The organism is Tenacibaculum skagerrakense (assembly GCF_004345825.1).
Classification (GTDB): Bacteria; Bacteroidota; Bacteroidia; order Flavobacteriales; family Flavobacteriaceae; genus Polaribacter; species Polaribacter skagerrakensis.
On the sequence record NZ_SLXM01000002.1, the window covers coordinates 23,333 to 43,698 of the forward strand.

Sequence of the window (20,366 nt, forward strand, 5' to 3'; positions counted from 1 at the left end):
TATGAAGAAAATTTCGATAATTTTTTTGATGTTAATTACATCTAAGTTAGCATCTCAGAATAAGCAAATTCTTTTTGGTTTTGATAATATTCCTCAAACATTATTATTAAATCCAGGTTCAGAAACCAATTACAATTATCATGTAGGGATTCCATTACTTTCAGGAATATCAGCTCAAGCAAGTGTAACTGGGTTTACAATTGCTGATTTATTTAGAGCTGATAATGTTGATTTCAACACGAAATTAGATAATGTAATCAACAAGCTAGGAAATAATGATTATATGAGTGTTAATGCTCAAGTAGAAGTAATTAACGCAGGATATAAGATGAATGATAAAGACTATATAAGCGTTGGTTTTTATACTGAACTTGATGCTTTTTCATTGATACCAAAAGATTTTTTAGAATTGCTAAGAGATGGTAACGCAGGCAATCTTAATAGAGCTTTCTTGTTCTCTAAAATCAATGGAAAAGCTGATGTTTTAGGAGTGCTTCATGCAGGAATTTCTCGAAAATTTAATGAACGTTTTACAGCTGGAGCTCGATTAAAAATTTATTCAGGTTCTTTAAATGTGATGTCTAATGATAATCAAGGTAGTTTAACCACTAGATTAGGAACTAATGGAATTTATGAACATACATTGAACAACTTAGATCTTGCAGGATATTCTTCTGGTTTTTATAATGATAGCAACGAATTAGATGTTGAGGTAGCTGATGTTTTAGGGAAAACTTTTTTTGGACCTAATTTAGGACTAGGAATAGATATTGGGTTTACATACAAAATAGATGAACAAACAAGTTTATTAGCGAGTTTGTTGGATATTGGTTTTGTAAGTTATTCAGACAAATTGAGAAACGGTACCGTTAATGGAAGTTATGTTTTTTCTGGTCTTGAGTTTCAGTATGACGGTAGTAACCCAAACTATTGGCAAGATTTAAATGATGATATCAATGCTAATATTTTAAGAAGTGAGAATAAAGAGTCTTATACTGTAATGAGACCTGTAAAATTTAATGCTGCCTTGCATCATTATTTCGGAAGGTCAAGAAGAGAGGAAAGTTGCTCAGATATTTCTTATCATAGTTATTATGATAATGCAGTTGGGGCACAATTATTTTCAGTTGTTAGACCTATCGGACCACAATTTGCTTTCACTGGTTTTTATCAAAGAAAATTCTCAGAAAAGTTTAGTACAAGGGTTACTTATACGGTAGATGATTTTTCGTACACTAATTTTGGTATCGGGTTTTCAGCTCATATATGGAAAGTGAATCTTTATGGAGCGGTTGACAATGTATTTAATCTTTCCGATATTGCAGACGCCAACAACGCTTCTTTTCAATTTGGTATTAATATGTTATTTAAATAAAGATGAAAAATACACTTGTTTTATTACTACTTTCTATCTCAGTTTATGCTCAAAAAAACATAAACAACTATAAGTATATTGTTGTTCCAAATCAAATGGAATCATTTAACGAAGCTGATAAATATCAAACAAGTTCGCTCACTAAGTTTCTGTTTAATAAAAATGGATACATTGCTTTTTTAAGTAATGACGATATGCCTACAGATTTAGCTTTGAATAAGTGCTTAGCTTTAAGAGCAATTTTAGAAGATGGATCTGGAATGTTTGCTACCAAAGTTACCTTGGTTCTAAAAGATTGTAATAACGAAATTGTTTTTAAATCAGAAGAAGGGAAAAGTAAAATTAAAGAGTACAAAAAAGCATACCAAGAAGCTGTAAGGAAAACGTTTAGTGCTATTAAAAGATTAAATTACAGCTACCAACCTGTTGTTAATGAAAGAAAATCTAGAGATTTTAATGTTTCTGTAAATAGAGATAAAAATATTGAAGTTGCTAAGAAAGCACCTCTTAAAGAGAACGCGAATATTTCATATAAATTAATCGCTGAAAAAAACATTTCTGGTTATAATCTTAAAGATAGCAATGATAAAACTGTTTATACATTATTAAGTACTTCAAATCCAAATGTTTTTATAGTTAAAGACTTGAATGGAGTTTTATTGAAAAGTGAAGAAGGATTTTGGTCTGTTCAATATTACAAGGATGGAGCGCTTAAAATGGAAGTTGTAAAAGTTAAGTTTTAATAATTATACTTGTCTTTCCAGCGTTGCTTTAAAATAGCTCTAAAGCTATTCTCTCTTTGATTATTTCCAGGTTCGTATAATTTAGTGTTTGCTATTTCATCTGGCATAAATTCTTGGTCTACAAAATTATTTTCATAGTTATGGGAATACATATAATCTTTCCCATAGTTTAAATCTTTCATCAATTTTGTAGGAGCGTTTCTTAAGTGCAACGGAACAGATAAATCACCTGTTTTTCTTACTAAATTTTGAGCTTCACCAATAGCCATATATGAAGCATTGCTTTTAGGTGAATTTGCCAAATAAACGGCACACTGACTTAAAATGATTCTGGCTTCTGGATATCCTATTACAGATACAGCTTGAAATGTGTTGTTAGCCAATATTAAAGCAGTCGGATTTGCATTTCCAATATCTTCTGAGGCAGATATCAACATTCTTCGAGCAATAAATTTTACATCTTCACCGCCTTCTATCATTCTTGCTAACCAATATACAGTGGCATTAGGATCACTTCCACGAATTGATTTTATAAAAGCTGAGATAATATCATAATGTTGTTCACCAGTTTTATCATATCGAACGGTGTTCTTTTGAATCTTCTCGAGTACAAGTTTATTCGTTATTTCTATTTTCTCTTCTGAAGCCACTAAAAGTTCAAAGATGTTCAATAGTTTTCTTGCATCTCCACCTGAAACTTGTAACAAAGCATCGGTTTCTTTTAAAACAATTTCTTTTGTTGATAGTATTTCGTCATTTTCAATAGCTCGATGAATTAAATTAATCAGATCTTGTTTGTCAAATGAATTCAGAATATAAACTTGACAACGAGAGAGTAGGGCAGGTATGACTTCAAAACTTGGGTTTTCTGTAGTTGCTCCTATTAATGTTACCCAACCTTTTTCTACAGCTCCTAATAATGAATCTTGCTGTGATTTGCTAAATCGATGAATCTCATCAATAAATAAAATAGGATTTTTTTGAGTAAATAATCCGTTACTTTTTTTAGCTTTTTCTATTACTTCTCTAACATCTTTTACTCCAGAACTAATAGCGCTTAAAGTATAAAAAGGTCTTTTAGATTCGTTTGCTATTATATTGGCTAGCGTAGTTTTACCAACACCAGGAGGTCCCCACAAAATAAGTGAAGGAATAATTCCTTGACGTATGTGTTGTGTTAAAATACCATTTTTACCAACTAAATGTTGCTGACTCAAATAGTCATCTATTGTTTTGGGACGGACTCTCTCTGCCAAAGGTGCACTCATAGTGTAAAAATAGCAAAGTTTTCTGACAGAAGTTCGTAATTTTAGATATGGATTTATTTTTGTAGCTTCAAGTATTATGAATCAGAACAATGAGTTTAAAGTATCCAATGAGGTTTTTACTATTCCTCTAGTATTTGTATTTTTAATATGGTTTATCTATTGGGTAGAGATCAAATTTGGTTTTAATTTCAATAAGTTTGGTGTATTACCTAGAACTTTAAGCGGTTTTAAAGGCGTTTTTTTTACTCATTTCATTCACGGAGATATAAAACACCTTTTTAATAATACCGTTCCTCTAACTGTTCTTTTAATGAGTCTAATGTACTTTTATAGAGCTGTTGCATTCAAAGTTTTACTTTATGGAGGATTATTAACTGGTTTTTTTACTTGGATAATAGGAAGAGAGTCTTACCATATAGGAGCAAGTGGTATAGTTTATTTATTATTCAGTTTTATTTTTTTTAGTGGTGTCATTAAAAGACATTACAGGTTAGTGGCGATGTCATTAATAACAATTTTTCTATATGGAAGTATGATTTGGTATGTTTTCCCAATAAAAGAAGGAATGTCTTGGGAAGGACATCTATCTGGGTTCTTAACTGGGTTACTTTTCGCCATTATATATAGAAAACATGGAACAGTAAGAGAAAAACATGTGTTTACTAAAACAGATTTTGACGATATGTTTGATGAATCTGGAAACTATATTCCTCAAAGTCCTGAAGAAGTAATAAACGAAGAAACACCATCAATCAATACGATTACTTATAAATACATCTACAAAGATTCACAAGAATAAAAGTTTTTATAAATTTTCTACTGTCTACTGTCTACTGTCTACTGCCTACTGTATTCTTTGTCTAATTATTTCATATAAAAAAGCACCACAAGCTACAGAAACATTTAAAGATTCAATTTCACCTAAAAGCGGTAATTTACCTTTATAATCAGCTATTTTCAAAACCGAGTTACTAACTCCTTTATGTTCTGATCCCATTATTAAGGCTAATGGTTCTTTCAAGTCTAAATCATAAACAGAATTTTCAGTTTTTTCAGTTGCGGCAACTAATTTAATGTCGGCTGCCTTTAGTTGAAAAATAGCGTCTTTGATATGATCAACTTTACAGATTGGAATTTTAAAAGCGGCACCAGCCGATGTTTTTATAGTATCTGAATTAACAGGAGCGCTTCCACTTTTTTGAATAATAATAGCGTTAACACCTGTACATTCGGCTGTTCTAATTATAGCACCAAAATTTCTAACATCTGAAACTTGATCTAAAACTAAGAATAAAGGTGTCTTTTCAGATGATAATACGTTTTCAATCACTTCATCAAGTTCAGCAAACTTAATTGGAGCTATTTTAGCCACAGCACCTTGATGATTATTGTGTTTTGATAATCTATTTAACTTTTCTACAGGAACAACACTTGTTGATATTTTGTTTTTCTTTAAAGTTTTATCTAGTTGGAAGAAAAGATCTCCTCTTAACCCTTTTTGTAAATAAACTTTTTCTAATGATGATCCGCTTTCAATTGCTTCAATGATAGCTCTAATACCAAAAATTACTGTTGATTGTTCCATACCGCAAAAATAGCTTAATTTATGACAAAAAAAAACCACCTTAGAAAAGGTGGTTAATAATATTTAATGTAATGAAATTACAAAGTAATTTGTGCAGAATAAGATCCACCATAACCACCACCACCTAAACTAAGTACTTGAGTACCGTCAGAAGTGATAGTATAAGTAGTTCCACCGTCACCATACTGATCATAAATTTGAATAGTATAAGTTCCACTAGTTAAACACTGAACAATGTCTAAAGAACCTGTAGAACCAGCATAAGCACCATAACCAAATGGATCAGCACTAGCTAATACTGTAGCACCTGTTGAATCTAATATTCTCCAAGCAGCCTCTTCTGGCCAGTCATCAAAACCTAAAGTAATTTTAACTTTAGCTTCTCCTGAAGGACAAGATTGAGACATTCCGATTACTAAATCTTCTCCTACATTTAAACCATCAGTTTGTGTAAGTCTTAAAACTAATTTTTTCTCTGATGTTAATTCTAAATTAACACTAGTAAAATCAATAGATAACTTAGCTTCATTACTATTAGCAGGAATAGTAACACTTGAAGGCACATTGTAAGAAGCAGGATCAGCGTCAGTAGCTTCAGTAACTACAACATCGATAACTCTGTCTGAAGAAGTTTTATTAGCTGTATAGATAGTAATTTCTTTAGTTTCTTGAGCACCATCAGGTAGGCTTACTACTACAGGATCACTCGCAAATGTAGCAAAAGCTGGAGCATCAAAATCATCGATTGTATCTTTACAACTATTTAAAGTTGCCAAACCTAACGCAGCAACCATAAGTAATTTTATGTTTTTCATATATGTAAGGGTTAAAAACCATCTTAAGCTAAAAACTTAAGATGGTTTAAGTTATTTATTATAAGTTTTGACCCGTTACGAATGGGTTGTTTTGGATTTCATCTTGTGGAATCTCAAATTGGAAACGTTCATCATTGTAAGGAATTCCAACACCTACAAGAGATAAGTGGTTTGTACCTCTGGTAGCAGTTCTTTTATTACGCTTTAACGCTAAGAAACTCTTACCTTCTCCCCATAATTCAATACGAGTTTGTAAGTAGATTTCATCTAATAAAGCTTGACCACTTAATGCATCTACATAAGAAGCATCAGGAACTCTTCTAGAGACTAATGCCTTTAAAGAAGCTCTAGCAGTACCTTCATTTCCTGCCTTAGCATTAGCCTCAGCATTTAATAAATATGCCTCTTCAACACGCATGTATACATAATCAGCAGTTACACCAGGGTTTGGACCAGATCCGTAAGATGTAGACCCAGCCACTGAAGCATTCCAGTAAAACTTAAGTAATGGTTGTAAATGTCTACCATTTGCTGGTTGATCTAAGAATTGAGCTTTTCTAGCATCGTTAGCTGGAATAGCTGAAAATAAAGTTTCATCTATTGCTTTGTAATCACCAGCCCAAGCATAACTGAAAGAATAAGCATCAATTTGACCCCACCAAGAAATTAGTCCTAAACCAAGTTCTGGTGTAATATCAATACCCCACATCCAGCTTGGAGAGTTCACATCGTTGAAACCATTTGTTACATCTGCTGAACCTAACATAGCGTAATTACCAGAGCTAATCACATCTTGTGTTAGAGATGCTACATCTGTATCTCTTCCTCCTTTTGCACCTAATACATAAGCTAATAACATACGAGCTACATCTTGATTAACAGCACTCTTAGCTGTTCTGTTAAATCCAGATAATAAAGAAATAGCATCGGTTAAATCTTGTTCCATTCTATCATACACTTCTTCAGCAGTAGACTTTGGTAAGTTACCAGAAGTTTCACCAATAGGCATAGGTAAAATAGGCTCAGAAGGATTGTACTCCTTTTGGTAGTACTGTGTTAAGTAGAAATAAGAGTGAGCTCTCATTGCCTTAGCTTGCCCCATAGAATATCTACCTTCTTCAGTTGCTGGTATAGCATCATTACCTCCTAAGTTTTGAATGATAGTGTTAGCAGATCGAACAATTCTATAATAATATCTCCAAACTTGTCTGTTGTCACCAAAAGTGAAATCTTCCATAGCTTGCAATTCTGTGATACTAGCTCTATACCATCCAAAAGTACTTAAACTTAAAGCCATATCACCAGACATCATATCTCCGAAAACATCGTAAGATTTGTGACCAAAGTCATCGTGTCCAGTAGTACCTCCAGATCCAGTTTGAACCATTTGAGCATACATTCCTGATACGAAAGCTGCGGGAATAGCTAAATTAGTTTCTGCTCCTTGTTCAAGTTGAACAGAGGTTAATGATGTTGTAGGCTGACTTTCTTGTGGTACTCCATCATTTCTTAATAATTCGTCACTACAACTGTAAGATACAGCTAAAAGAGTAGCAGCAAATAATATTTTAATTTTTTTCATGATTTTAATAAGTTTTTGAAATTAAAATTTAACTCTTACCCCCATTGTGATCGTCGTGGCAGGAGCATAGATTTGACGCCCAGAGTTACCTGCTTCTCTAATTGCAGGGTTAAATCCTTCTCTTGCAGTGTTGATAAATAAATTATCACCCGACAACCAAATGTTGATACTATCAATTCCAGAGTTTTCCATAAAGCTGCTAGGAACAGTATAACCAATTCTAGCATTATTTAAAGCGATAAAATCAGTACTTGTAATAAAACGAGAAGACAAAGATGTTGAATTTACAATGGCATTATCAGATAATAATGGAACATCTGTAATATCTCCTGGTTGTTGCCATCTGTTTCTGATGTCTGTATGGAAGTTGTTTCCACCAGCACCAAAACGATCACTCATTAATTCTCCATATTGAGCATCATAAGCGTAACCACCTAAACTATAGGTAAATTGAGTTGCAAAATCAAATCCTCCTAATTTTCCAGATAATCTAAAAGCTCCTCTTACGTCAGGAATGAATGTCTTATTAATGAATACTTGAGTTGCATCGGCATATGATTTAGTAACTTGTTTCTTAATGTTCACATCTCCACCTGCGTTTCTATATTCAAATAATGAACTTGTTGTACTTGCATCACCGTTTGGTAATACTGAGAAATCACCTTCACCAGCATCTAAAACGTTATTATTGTTCTTATCATCGTAGTATTGATACCACATTGGCGCTCCATCAGAAGGGTCAACACCTGCCCATTCTTGCATGAAGAAGTCAAATATAGAACGTCCTTTAGCGTAAGCATAATTTCCATCAGGACTAGAACCAGAATCTAGGATTTTAGGTAAGTTAGTAGATGGATCTAATGGCATAACCAACATTTCATTCTCTAACATCTCACCATTTACTGCTAAGTCTAATTTAAAGTTTTCATTGTTTACTAAATGTGCTGTAACGTCAAATTCAAAACCAGCATTTAAAACTTCACCATCGTTAACTAATATTGCTGCAATACCATCAGAAGGTCCAACTCTTTGATTAAAGAATAAGTTATCGGTTGTTTTCCTATAGTAGTCAAAATTAGCGTCTACATATTTACCTAAACTTAATTCTAAACCTGCTTGCCACTGTCTTGAAGTTTCCCAAGTTAAGTCTTGGTTACCTGGATTGTTTAAGTCTAATGCTAAACCAGAACCTACAATGAAATTTGAATTAAATACATCGAAACCAGATGCAGTTCCAGCTCCGTCTTGATCACCTGTTACCCCCCAAGAAGCCTTAGCTTTTAAATAAGAGATAAAGCTATCTTGCATAAAGTCTTCTTCACTTAAAATCCAAGCAGCACCTACAGAACCAAATGTACCCCATTTGTCTTTAACAAAACGAGAAGATCCATCTGTTCTTAAAGATCCTGTTAAGTAGTATTTGTTAGCGAAGTTATAGTTTACTTGTCCAAAATAAGACTCAATAGCTGAACCATTTTGAACACCAGAAGCAGGAACTTGGGTAATTAAGTAGTTACTAGCATTAAATAAACCAGGAACTACAACATTAGATTTACTAATTACGTTTTGCTCAAATCTTCTTTCAAAAGTTTCATGTGCTGCTAAAGCCTCAATAGAGTGATCTCCAAAAGAAGTCTTATAACGTAATAACTGTAAGAAAGTTTGAGACCACCTTACTGTATCTGTTAGTGCTAAAGTCCCGTTAGATTCTCGTTGAGTACCATAGACATGGTTACTCATGCTTATGAATCTATTTAAGTTATATTGACCTCCAAACTTAGTTTCAAAAGTTAACTCATCAGATAATTTGAAATCTGCACTAAAATTACCATTAATTGCGTGAGTTTCACCACCATTAAAGTCTAAAACGGCAGAACCTATTGGATTTAATAAGTTTGCATTAGGTCTAGCTCTTTCAAAACCAAAGTTGTTTATATCAGAAGTTGGTGCACCATAGTCATATTGGAATCCACCATAAATAGGGTCAGGAATTTTATCCCCAGTACCAGGAAATCTAGCAAATACAGGGTATATAGGTGCCATTTTATCTGCAAACTCGAATATGTTTTCTGAACCATTAGTTTGTCCGTTGTTTGTACTTTGTGAGAAAGCATAACCTATGTTAGATTGTAATTTTAACCAATCTTTAACGTCAGAAGTTAGGTTGATTCTTGAGGTATATCTTTTGAAATCAGAGTTTAAAGAATACCCACTGTCATTTAGGTACCCCATCGAAACAAAATACTTAGATTTTGCAGAACCACCACCCATACGTAAGTTAGCTTCAGTTCTGATTCCTTCACCAAAAGCAAGGTCAGCATATCTTTCAGGAGTAAATAACCTTTGTACTCCTGGTCTAACAGTTTTAGTAACAGGATCAATTAATCCTCCACCAACAGCGTCAACATTCCACATGTTATAACCACGACCAGCTCCAGCTGGAATAGATTCCGTAGGATTAGACGTAGGAGTGTTAAATAATGCCTGATTAGCAAATGCAATAGGATCCCCACCTAAAGAAGCTGGAATATCTCCTTGATTCCTTAAGCCTCTGTGATATAATCCTTCCCAAACTAATCCAATATATTCCTCTGGATTCTGAATTACATTATATCTTGGGATAATTTGTACGTTAACCCCTGATTTAACGTCAGCTTCGATGTATGATTTTTCAGAAGAAGAACCAGATTTAGTAGTAATTAAGATTACCCCGTTAGCACCTCTAGATCCATAAATAGCAGTTGCAGTAGCATCTTTTAATACAGTTGTACTTTTGATATCTGCAGGGTTAACAGAGTTAAGGTCAAAAGTTCCTGCGAAAGGAATACCATCAACTACATATAAAGGATTTCTGTTACCGTTTGGAGAACCATAACCACGAACACGAACAGTACCAATTGTACCTGGCTGTCCAGAAGTGTTAATTACAGTAACCCCGGCAACTTCCCCAGTTAACGCTTGTGATACGTTAGAGAAAGATTTAGCTTCTAAATTTTCAGTAGCTACTGTTGCAGCAGTACCCGCATACGATTGTTTAGTTGCTGTACCATAACCTACTACAATAACCTCTTCAAGTAAATTATCAGTTTCTAAAGTTAAACTGATGTTGTTAGATGAACCTACTACTCTCTCAGCAGTTTTCATACCAACAAAGCTAAAAACTAAAACATCACCTGTCTTCGCTTTAATAGAGTAGTTACCATCAAAATCAGTTTCTGTACCAGAAGTGGTACCTTTTTTTAATACACTAACTCCAGGTAGCGGACCTGATTCATCAGAAACAGTACCTGAAATCGTTCTCTCTTGCGCAAAGGAAATTTGCACAACCAACGCTAACAAAAGCGTTAAAATTCCATTAAACTTTGTTTTCATTGTATAATTGTTTGAATTAATCAAACGCTAAAGTCTTAATTTTATCTTAAATAAACAATTTTTTAACAGAAAAAACGATTAAGCTTTGTTTATAAATTATTGCTGAAAGAATTCTTTTAACGAATAATTAAGAAAAATACTATTTTATTAAATACTCTACATTAGTCGTGCTTTTTTAAATAACTTACTGACTGTTTGTGATTTCTGAAAACGTTTTGTCCTTGAGAAAGGCCCAAATCAATAGCAGAACGATAATGTATACCTCCATACAATCTACTTATAGCGGCTTCTTTTGCAGCGTTCCTAAAAGATGAAAATTTTCTTACAGGAAGACCAAAAGGTAGCTCAGTAGTATCATTAAATTTAAAATTATCACCAAATATGTCTGTTAATGTTTCTGATGCTGCACCCGAAACTACAGAATGTCCACTTGTATACTCTGGAAAAGGAGGTGTTTGAAGAACGGGCTCCCAGGTTTCATCTAAATAGTTATTTATTAAAGTTTCTGGTCTCACTAGATTACTTCTATATTTTTCATCCCAACAACTAATAAATGCATCTGCAATAGAAATTGATGTTTTAGTATAAGCATATACAGTTTGGTTAAAATCAGATTTTGACTGCTTACATGCTATTTTGCAAATGCCAATCCAATGAGCTCCAGGAGTTATTTTTTTTGAAGCAAACATAAAATGCCCTCTTGTAACCGAAACATATGGGTTGCAATCCCAAAATCTTGCGATAGCTATTTCTTCCGAAGTATCTCCTTTTTGATTAATTTCTTTGACAACATTATATACCTCTAATAGTTCATTATGAAAAGCACTATTTTTCTCGAGTGAGAATTTTGGATGTGTTCTAGGTTTAAACTGAGATGCTGAATCTAAGGTGAATGTTCTTATCTTATTCCAATGAGGTTCTATAGCATCCATGTAAGCAGGAGGAGTAGGCTTCCATTGTGAGGGTTCATCAGATAATATATTATGCTCAGGCATTGTTCTAGTTTGAGCATAATTATCATTGTTCATCCATTCTATAATTTGTGACGAGTAATGTATACCATGTTCCTTGGATTCCTCAAAGCTTGATTTGTTTATGTTTTTCCATTCAGTATATAAGCTGTCTCTGTATGAAGTAAGTTTTTCCTTTGAAAAAATTACTTCTTTAGCTACATCTATGTAGGCTATTAAAGAAGCCATTTTTTTATTAGTGTTTTTATTGCTTTTGTTGTTTACTATGAGCTTTAAACCATTAAGTTGGCCTGATAAACTTTTGTAGATAGAATCATGATCGTTTAGAGCTTCGTATGCTGCAATATTAGGATATGCATAAATTCTACTAGCAACAGGCGGAGAAAAAACATCATGTATCATTATTTGAGTCAAATGATCAACTACAGCATGATATTGAGCAGGAGTTATTTCTATTTCTTTCTCTTTTTTACAAGAGGCTAATGAAATTATAGAAACAATTACTATAATATGTTTAAAAAAAGGTGTTTTATTTTTCATTTATAAAATACGATTTTATAGTATCGTTATTTGGTACTATTAATAGCACTTTTTTATCTTTTAATCTGATAATAGCTGAGTTTCTAATTTCTTGTTCTAAAGGTTCTATTCCGTAATTATTAGCAAAAAAGAAATTGTTTATATCTGATAATAATAGTCCTTTCATGCTTTCATATCCTCCATGATACGTATTAACAGATTTGGAGTTTCCAAATGCTAGAATATTTTCTTTAGAATTGAATGAAACTTTACAGAAAGTATTTATTGGAGCTAATTGAAAATCTTTTGGTAAAGAAATGAAGTTTTCAAATTTACCATTGTGGTTTTCTATGTAACCAGAATTAAGATTGTTTATAAAATATGTTGTTGCTTTTTGAAAACCTTCTTCAGGTAGCACTTGCTCAATAGTTTTAGTAGCGTAGTCTTTATACTTAACAAACCTCTTTTTTATGATGTTCATTTGTGATGCTAATTCATCTTTAGAATAAATTGGGTAATACTTACCATCGATATTGTAAGCGATTACTGTTTCGTTCTTTCCGTTGCCATCAAAGTCAGAGTAGTACATATGAAGTGGAGCATCTTTAGTAGCTTTAAACTTAGTATTTGTTCCCCAGTTACCTAAAAGAATATCCTCATCACCATCTTTGTCAATATCGAATGTAGTTACAGTTTGCCAAAGTCCCATTAAGTCAGGAAATTCAGTTGATAAAGTAAGTTTTCCTTTTTGGTTTATATAAATCTTAGGGTAATCCCATTCGGTAGTAATTATTAAATCTTTTACGTTGTCATTGTTTAAATCAGTCCAAATTGCATCAGTCACATGAGATTTTAAATTGAAGCTTTTATCGATTTCAAAATTTCCTTTTCCATCATTGACTAAGATGTACGAATCTATAGATTGTCCAAAGTCATCTGGATTAGCTCTGTTTCCGATAAATAAATCGATATCTCCATCATTATCATAATCATAAGGTTTTACACAAGAGGCTATGTATTTATTCGCAGGAATTGAATTTGAGATTGAAAAATTACCGTTGTTATTTATATATAAACGATCTAATTCATACTTCCAATTTCTTCTTTGATTGATTCCAGAGCCAACATATAAATCTAAATCTCCATCATTATCTGCATCAAAAAATGAAGCGCACGTATCTTCAAAGAACGCGTCATTTTCAATACTTGTTACTTTATGTTCTGTGAGTTTTTCACCATCATTCAAGAATAATTTGGCTGGATTTCCACAGCCATTACCGATAAAAAGATCATCGAAACCATTCTTGTCGATATCTCCAACAGCAATAGCAGGACCAGAGGTAGAAACTTTATATGGAATTAAGCGTTCTACATAAAAGTCGTTATACTGATCTTCCTTGTGAGTGAAATCGATAGTGTTAGATTCTGTGAATATGTTCTGCTTTTTTAATACTTCGGGAACCCATTTATCAGAATTATCCTCATCATATTTAATAGTGATAAGTTTATTTACATCAGCATTATATACTTTTTGTATTCTAAGATTAGGCCAAATAACTTTTATGGAGTCAATTTTATTAATTGAATCAAGTCCAAAATGTAAGTTATTTCCTATCGAGGAAATAAAACCTCTTGAATTGTATAATTGTTTTAACTGATGTTTTCCATTTGTGTAAACAATAGCTTTAGTTCCTATTCCGTTTTTGTTTCCTTTAGAAAAATCAAAATTTAACTTGATGTAGTTTTTCTTAGTAGTTGTATTTTCATAAATGATTGAGAAATCATTCATGTTGTTGGTGATTAGATCTAAATCACCATCTAAATCTAAATCGGCATAGGCTGCACCATTTGAAATAGTTGGATAATCTTCAATCCAGTCGTTATTCTTATTTTCAAATTGTTGGGAATTTCCTTTAAAAATTTGATTTGGCATTATTCCTTTAGGCATTTCAGATAAAGAATTAAATAGCCATTCGTCTTTAGATTGTGTTTTGTCTCTGTATTTAAATGTACTTGCAACATACATTCTAAAGTCTAAGTCGTTAGGACGTCTTAAAATTCCATTTGCCACAAATAAATCTTGATGACCATCATTATTATAGTCTGCTATTAAAGGGCTCCAGCTCCAATCGGTATCAGCTACTCCGTTAAATAAAGCTTCTTCGTTAAAGAAGTTTCCAGAGCTGTTAATTTGAAGCATGTTTCTTGCATATTGATCTTTATAGCCTAATTTTTGTAGTTGAATTTGTACGTTCAACATAGTGTCATCTCCTTCAGATTCTTTAACGGCTCTTTCATCTTTTGGAAGCATGTCAAGCGTTATTAAATCTTGATAACCGTCTCCATTGATATCGGCAGCATCACTACCCATAGAAAATCTACTAATCATTGAAAACTTATCACCAAGTGATTCGGTAAAAGTCCCATCTTGATTGTTTATATAATAGTAATCATCTTCATGAAAATCGTTACAGACATAAATGTCGTCCCAGCCATCATTATTAAAATCAGCAATTGAAGCGCTTAATCCGTAGCCATTAGCACCACCAAATATTTTAGCTTTTTCACTGTAGTCGGTAAATTTGTTGTTTGTATTTTGTAATAAAGCATCGCCAGTTAAACCAGTTCTTTTTTCTCTTAATAAAGCTGGTCCATGAGATGTCTTTGTATGAACTGCGTGATTTACAATATAGACATCTAAATCATCGTCCTTGTCGTAGTCAAAAAAATAAGCTTGCGTAGAGTATCCTTTATAATCTAAGTTATACTCTTGTGATTTCTCGGTGAAAGTACCATCACCATTATTTATGTAAAGCTCATTGTTTCCTTTAAAATCTAATAATCCTGAAACTGCGCAGACATAAATATCAAGGTAGCCGTCATTATTAATATCAACAATTGTAGCACCTGTTTGCCAGTCTGCTTTTCCTTTAACACCTGCTTTTTCGGTAATGTCTTCAAATTGAAGATTCCCTTTGTTTATGTAAAGTTTGTTGTCTCCTTTATTTGAAACAAAGTATAAATCAGGTAAACTGTCATTATTAAAATCTCCAACGCTAACACCACCTCCATTGTAATAGTATATGTAATTTATAATGTTATGATTAATATCATCTATAACTTCATTTTTAAAGGTTATACCAGAGGTATTTGCAGATAATTTGTTAAATAGATAGTTTTTTTTTGTTGTTTGTTTTTTTGATTGGGGGAGGTCCTTCTTGCAGCTACTTAATATAAGGGAAAGTAGAGTTACTACCATTAAAAGCTTCGTTTTCATGAATCAGCAGAAAGATTTAATATTAGTATAAGTAAAAGGGGTTGTATACAACAACCCCTTTATTGATTAATTCATTATTTAGTTTTGGGCTCCAGGAGAGTTAAAGTCACTCTCGAAAGCTGGTACAGGCCAGTATTCTAAATAGTTGTAGTTAATTGTTGCGTTAGTGTTTAAGACACCTGCAGCATCCATTACGTGTGCACCGGTTCTTGAAGCACCAGCAACACCGTATCTTCTTGCGTCATAAAAAGAAAGACCTCTGAAAATTAATCCTAATCTTCTTTCTTTACGAACTTCTTCCCAAGCATCGGCTTGTGATAAACTTGTACCTACTGTAGCAGCTAACCCAGCACTTTGTAGTGTTCTTACAGCGTCTAAGTGTGCTAAACCTCCTTCTACATCAGAAGTTCTAATTTTTGCTTCTGCTAATAAAAGTTCGTTTTCTTCATGAGTTGCTCCGTAGTATAACTTAATAGCGCCAGCAGTACCAGAAGCTATTGGAGAAGGATCCTTCCAGAAGTAGTTACAACCATATTGGATTCCTCTTCCTCTTGGGTTAGGAAATACAAAAGGATCGAAATATGCATCTAAACGAGCATCTCCAGTATTGATATCTTGTATCAAGCGTGGGCTTGGGAAATACCAGAAACCAGATACAACACCAGGTAACCAACTGTTATCTAATACAGTTGCTTCAGATGTCATAGCGAAAGCTTCATCGTTGCTATTTACACCGTTACTACACCAAGTAATTACATTATTCCAGTCAGCTGAAGTCATGTCTGTAACTTTTTTCCCATAAACTAAATTACGAGCTCTTAAACTGTTAATATTTTTAACTAATCCTGCCATGTCAACTTTTGTGCTTGCAATATCAATTTGAGCTCCAGTGAAAATTGCATTAAATGCAGTTGCATCTGATACACCATTGATTAAAGTTGTAAGTTCATCAAGTAAACGATTTGATTCAGCAATCAAAGCAGCACTATTAACATAAGCATCATTTGTTGCGCCAGGTGTATTTACAATTACACCTTGCTCATACATTAATCCAATTCTATGATAAGCGTATGCTTTCCACCATAATGCCCATGCTCTATATGCGTCTTTTTCAGAACTGCTCGCTCCCTGAACATTGTCAACATTACTTAAAATAACATTCGCATGGTTATTAACAGCATAATATTCAGCCCATTCATATTGCGTTGGGTTATCTGAACCAGCTGCTCTAGTATTTCTTATGGCAATTTCTCCAGGTTGAGGTCCACCTTGTGGAGGAATAACTGTACTACCATCATCCATTATAATAGACTCAGTTTGGTTTACCCAACGACCTCCAAAGTTACCCCAAGGCATCGTTAAGTTATCTCCCATTGTTTCGTGGTATCCTGCTACGAACCAGAAGTTAACACTTCGGTTAGGGTCAGTTGTGTGAACATACATACCTTTAGCATATCCAGACATCCCAGTTGGAGTGCTTAAGGCTGCTAATGTAGGCTCGTTTAGGTTTACAGGTTCAATGTTTGTATCTAGAAGATTGTCTTGACATGATACTAATACTAATAAACCTAAAACGAATATCGATAATAATCTAAATTTTTTCATCTTAATATTTGTTTTTATTTTAGAAAGAAATATTTATACCTAAGTTGATACTTTTAGTGTTAGGCATAGTAAATTCGTCAAAACCTCTTTGGAATGTGTTACCAAAAGTTCTAGAAGCTTCTGGGTCTAAACCAGTATAATCAGTAAATGTTAATAAGTTTCTTCCTGAAATTCTTACATCTAAAGCATCAATAAAGTCAGACTTAATAAATTTCTTCAATTTAAAGTTAACAGAAACAGTTCTTAATCTTAAGAAAGAAGCATCTTCTAAGAAGTGAGATAAAGGAACGTTAGTGTTGTATAAAGAAGTATAGTACTGAACGAATGCTCCAGTTTGATCAGTTCCTGAAGGATCTTCAATTGTTACAGGTACAGCAGTGTCTGCATGTAAACCATTGTTATATAACCATTGCTTAGCGTTGTTATATACATCTAATCCTTGGAACCAGTCTAATTGTAATGATAAGTTAACGAAGTCACTGATTTGGAAATCATTGATGAAAGTCATTACAAAATCAGGTTGAGAACTACCTAAAGTTCTTTTGTCTGGAGTTATTACTACGTTACCTGTGTTTTTGTTTACGATATATCCGCTACTTGCTTTAGTGAAGTTACCTTGATCAGCAGTTGGAATAATTAAATTTCCATCTAAATCAGTTTCGTTTAAATCTTCAACAACTTTGAATAAAGAGAAAGTACCAACTTCTTGTCCTTCTTCTAATACGAAATTATCACTAACTACTAATGGTTGTCCACTAGCAATTCTATCTAATACTGCCTGAGATTTTGTAAAACGAACTCCAAAGTTCCATCCGAAATCTTCTGAACGATATACCTGTGTGTCAGCAGAGAATTCAATACCGTTACTTGATAAGTCGTAGTTGTTAGACTGAATACCTCCAGCACCAGTTGAAGGAGCTAATTCACCTCTAAAAATCGCACCAGTAGTTTCTCTTGTAAAGTAGTTAACAAAACCATTTACACTAGAGAACCAAGCACCTTCGCTAGGGGTAAATCCATAGTCTAAACCAACTTCTAGCTCTCGAGTTTTTTCAACCTCTAAAGCTTCGTTAGATAAGGTAGCAGGGAAAGCAGTACCTACATCAGCTCCTAAAGTAGTACTAGATAACGTGATTAAGTTGTTTCCAAAAGGTGGTTGGATACCTGCTTCTCCATAGGCAGCTCTAATTTTTAATAAATTAACGGCATCGTTTTCAAAAGTTTCACCAATGTTAAAGTAAGCATCAGCTCTTGGGAATGTAAAGTCTAATCCAGAACCAAATCTATTTGAGAAATCCTGTCTGAAACCAGCAGAGAATCCAAATAAACTTCCAAAATCAAATTTTTGGTTAACTAAGTAACCGTAAGTTCTAAACTGAGAGTTAAAGAATGGGTTTAATACCTTAGTTGAAGATTGGTTAATATTAAATTCACCAAAAGCTCCAAATGGGTTATCAGTACCACTCACACTGTTAGAGGTAAGCTCTTGATCTCTCCAGTCAAAATTTACTGTTGTAGTAGATACAATATTAGTGTCCCATCCAAATTGCTCTTTAAAATCAAGAGTTAAGTTAGCAGAAGCTAAGAAGTTTTGGAAATATTCTTGATTAGTTATAAAGTTGATTCTACCAGTTTTGTTATTAGTAATAACTCTTTCTTGCTGGTGATCACTTTTGTTCTCTTGGAAGAAAGTGAAGTTTTGAGTATATGTATCATATCCATACTTAACGTCAAAACTTAAGTAATCAGTAGGCTTGTAATTTAAGTTAAAGCTAGAAATATAACGAGTAACTTCATCTAATCTTGTTTGATATCTTCTGAAGAAGAATGGGTTAGTTGAGTTAGGATCTGTTAAGTCTGGTTGAACTACAAAATCACCATCACTGTTTCTTACGCTTAATAAATCTACGTGAGGTAAGTTTTGGAATACGTTATTAATTAAGTTGTTTGCGTTTGCGTTATCTGTATTTGTACCAGTGTCATTTGCACTGTTGATAACGTCAAAACGACCAGTTACTTTTAAATTATCAGCTAAATCAACACCTAAGTTGAAACGAGCATCATACTTAACATATTTTCCTGGTACAAGAACAGACTCTTGCTCAGTTCTGTTAGCAGCTAATAAATAATTAGTTTTTTCAGATCCTCCAACTAAATTAACTCCTAATGTTTGGTTAATAGCAGTGTTGAATAACACGTCTGTTGCGTCATAAGTCTGCTCAGCAAATGGAGTGTCATTTATACCAGCGGCACCTAATTGAGATGTTCCTACAGTAACAGGGTTAATTGCTACTGCTCCATATTGAGCTTCGTTGTTTAAATCTGAAACTCTTATTCCGTTTAAGTCTGTTAAGAAACCTTGAGCATCGGTTTGATACCTGTGGAATTTAGATCTTTTTAAATCATCCCCAGTAATTGCATTTACCACACCTAAATCAGTTCTAACAGTAACTTTCATTTTACCTGCTTTTCCTTTTTTGGTAATGATGTTGATTACCCCGTTTGCTCCTTGCGCACCATAAATAGTACCTGCAGCAGCACCAGAGATTGTCTCAACTCTTTCAATAGTACTAAAGTCAATATCAGCTAAACGTGAACTCTGGTTAGAGGCACCTCCAACACTAGAGCTTGTAGTTAAAATTTGTACTCCATCTATTAAAATCATAGGTTGAGAACTGTTAAGAGAGTTAATTGCTCTTAATACAATGTTTTGTTGCTGACCTGGTTGACCAGTTGTAGATTGTACTACAGTACCTGCAATCTTACCTTGTAAAGCTTGGTCGATTGACTGAGTACCAGGGGATTCTAATTTTTGAGAAGAAATAGAGTTTACAGATACCCCTAATTTTTTCTTTGATGTTCCAGTTGCTACCCCTGTAACAACAACTTCTTCTAGTACGTTGCTATCTTCTCCCATAACAACATTGATTGAGCTAGAATTTCCAACAGTTTTTTCAACTGTTTGCATTCCAACAAATCTAAAAACTAATACATCTCCTGATTTCGCTTTGATAGTATACTTACCATCAAAATCAGTCTCTGTACCAGTAGCAGAACCTTTTTTCTGCACACTAACTCCTGGTAGTGGTCCCGATTGATCTGAAACAATACCTGAAATTGTTTTTTCTTGCGCAAAGGATATTTGCACAATAAACGCAAAGAATAGCGCCAAAATTCCATTAAATTTTGTTATCATTTTGTATTTATTTGAATTAATGTTCGCTAAAGTCTTAAAATAAACTTAAAAAAACAAT

General features: G+C 33.4%; 12 protein-coding genes. 3 read left to right on the top strand and 9 right to left on the bottom strand.

Annotated features, from left to right (window positions below; genetic code table 11):
* Position 1 precedes the first annotated feature (1 nt).
* Both EV195_RS04335 and EV195_RS04340 read left to right on the top strand, forming a co-directional pair.
* On the top strand, positions 2-1,375 hold the full coding sequence (locus EV195_RS04335; protein ID WP_132793364.1) for a DUF5723 family protein: 1,374 nt from the start codon (positions 2-4) through the stop codon (positions 1,373-1,375).
* Positions 1,376-1,377: 2 nt separating this feature from the next.
* Positions 1,378-2,118, top strand: a complete 741-nt coding sequence (locus EV195_RS04340) for a hypothetical protein (RefSeq protein ID WP_132793366.1) — start codon at positions 1,378-1,380, stop codon at positions 2,116-2,118.
* Here EV195_RS04340 and EV195_RS04345 read toward each other — a convergent pair.
* Positions 2,115-3,386, bottom strand: coding sequence for a replication-associated recombination protein A (locus EV195_RS04345; RefSeq protein WP_132793368.1), 1,272 nt, complete (start codon positions 3,384-3,386; stop codon positions 2,115-2,117). The genes EV195_RS04340 and EV195_RS04345 overlap by 4 nt on opposite strands.
* A 76-nt stretch (positions 3,387-3,462) precedes the next feature.
* On the opposite strand from EV195_RS04345, the gene EV195_RS04350 reads away from it, so the two are divergent.
* The gene (locus EV195_RS04350; protein ID WP_132793370.1) at positions 3,463-4,185 is read left to right on the top strand and encodes a rhomboid family intramembrane serine protease; all 723 of its coding nucleotides are present in this window, start codon (positions 3,463-3,465) and stop codon (positions 4,183-4,185) included.
* Positions 4,186-4,230: 45 nt separating this feature from the next.
* Here EV195_RS04350 and rlmB read toward each other — a convergent pair whose 3' ends face one another.
* The 8 genes from rlmB to EV195_RS04390 form a co-directional block, all read right to left on the bottom strand.
* Positions 4,231-4,971, bottom strand: a complete 741-nt coding sequence (gene rlmB, locus EV195_RS04355; RefSeq protein WP_132793372.1) for a 23S rRNA (guanosine(2251)-2'-O)-methyltransferase RlmB — start codon at positions 4,969-4,971, stop codon at positions 4,231-4,233.
* Between the two features lie 77 nt (positions 4,972-5,048).
* Positions 5,049-5,786, bottom strand: a complete 738-nt coding sequence (locus EV195_RS04360; protein WP_132793374.1) for a hypothetical protein — start codon at positions 5,784-5,786, stop codon at positions 5,049-5,051.
* Between the two features lie 58 nt (positions 5,787-5,844).
* Positions 5,845-7,368 (bottom strand): RagB/SusD family nutrient uptake outer membrane protein, encoded by a 1,524-nt coding sequence (locus tag EV195_RS04365; protein ID WP_132793376.1) that lies wholly within the window; start codon positions 7,366-7,368, stop codon positions 5,845-5,847.
* Positions 7,369-7,389: 21 nt separating this feature from the next.
* Positions 7,390-10,740: a SusC/RagA family TonB-linked outer membrane protein gene (locus EV195_RS04370; RefSeq protein WP_132793378.1), complete on the bottom strand. Its 3,351-nt coding sequence runs from the start codon at positions 10,738-10,740 to the stop codon at positions 7,390-7,392.
* Positions 10,741-10,901: 161 nt separating this feature from the next.
* Positions 10,902-12,251, bottom strand: a complete 1,350-nt coding sequence (locus tag EV195_RS04375; RefSeq protein WP_132793380.1) for a vanadium-dependent haloperoxidase — start codon at positions 12,249-12,251, stop codon at positions 10,902-10,904.
* A complete protein-coding gene (locus tag EV195_RS04380) occupies positions 12,241-15,507 on the bottom strand; it encodes a VCBS repeat-containing protein (protein WP_243693069.1) in 3,267 nt (1,088 codons plus the stop codon). Before EV195_RS04380 ends, EV195_RS04375 begins: the two co-directional genes overlap by 11 nt.
* A 78-nt stretch (positions 15,508-15,585) precedes the next feature.
* Positions 15,586-17,112 carry a RagB/SusD family nutrient uptake outer membrane protein gene (locus EV195_RS04385; RefSeq protein WP_132793382.1) on the bottom strand — a complete coding sequence of 509 codons (1,527 nt, stop codon included), beginning with the start codon at positions 17,110-17,112 and terminating at the stop codon, positions 15,586-15,588.
* A gap of 19 nt (positions 17,113-17,131) precedes the next feature.
* Positions 17,132-20,308, bottom strand: coding sequence for a SusC/RagA family TonB-linked outer membrane protein (locus EV195_RS04390; RefSeq protein ID WP_132793384.1), 3,177 nt, complete (start codon positions 20,306-20,308; stop codon positions 17,132-17,134).
* Positions 20,309-20,366: the final 58 nt, after the last annotated feature.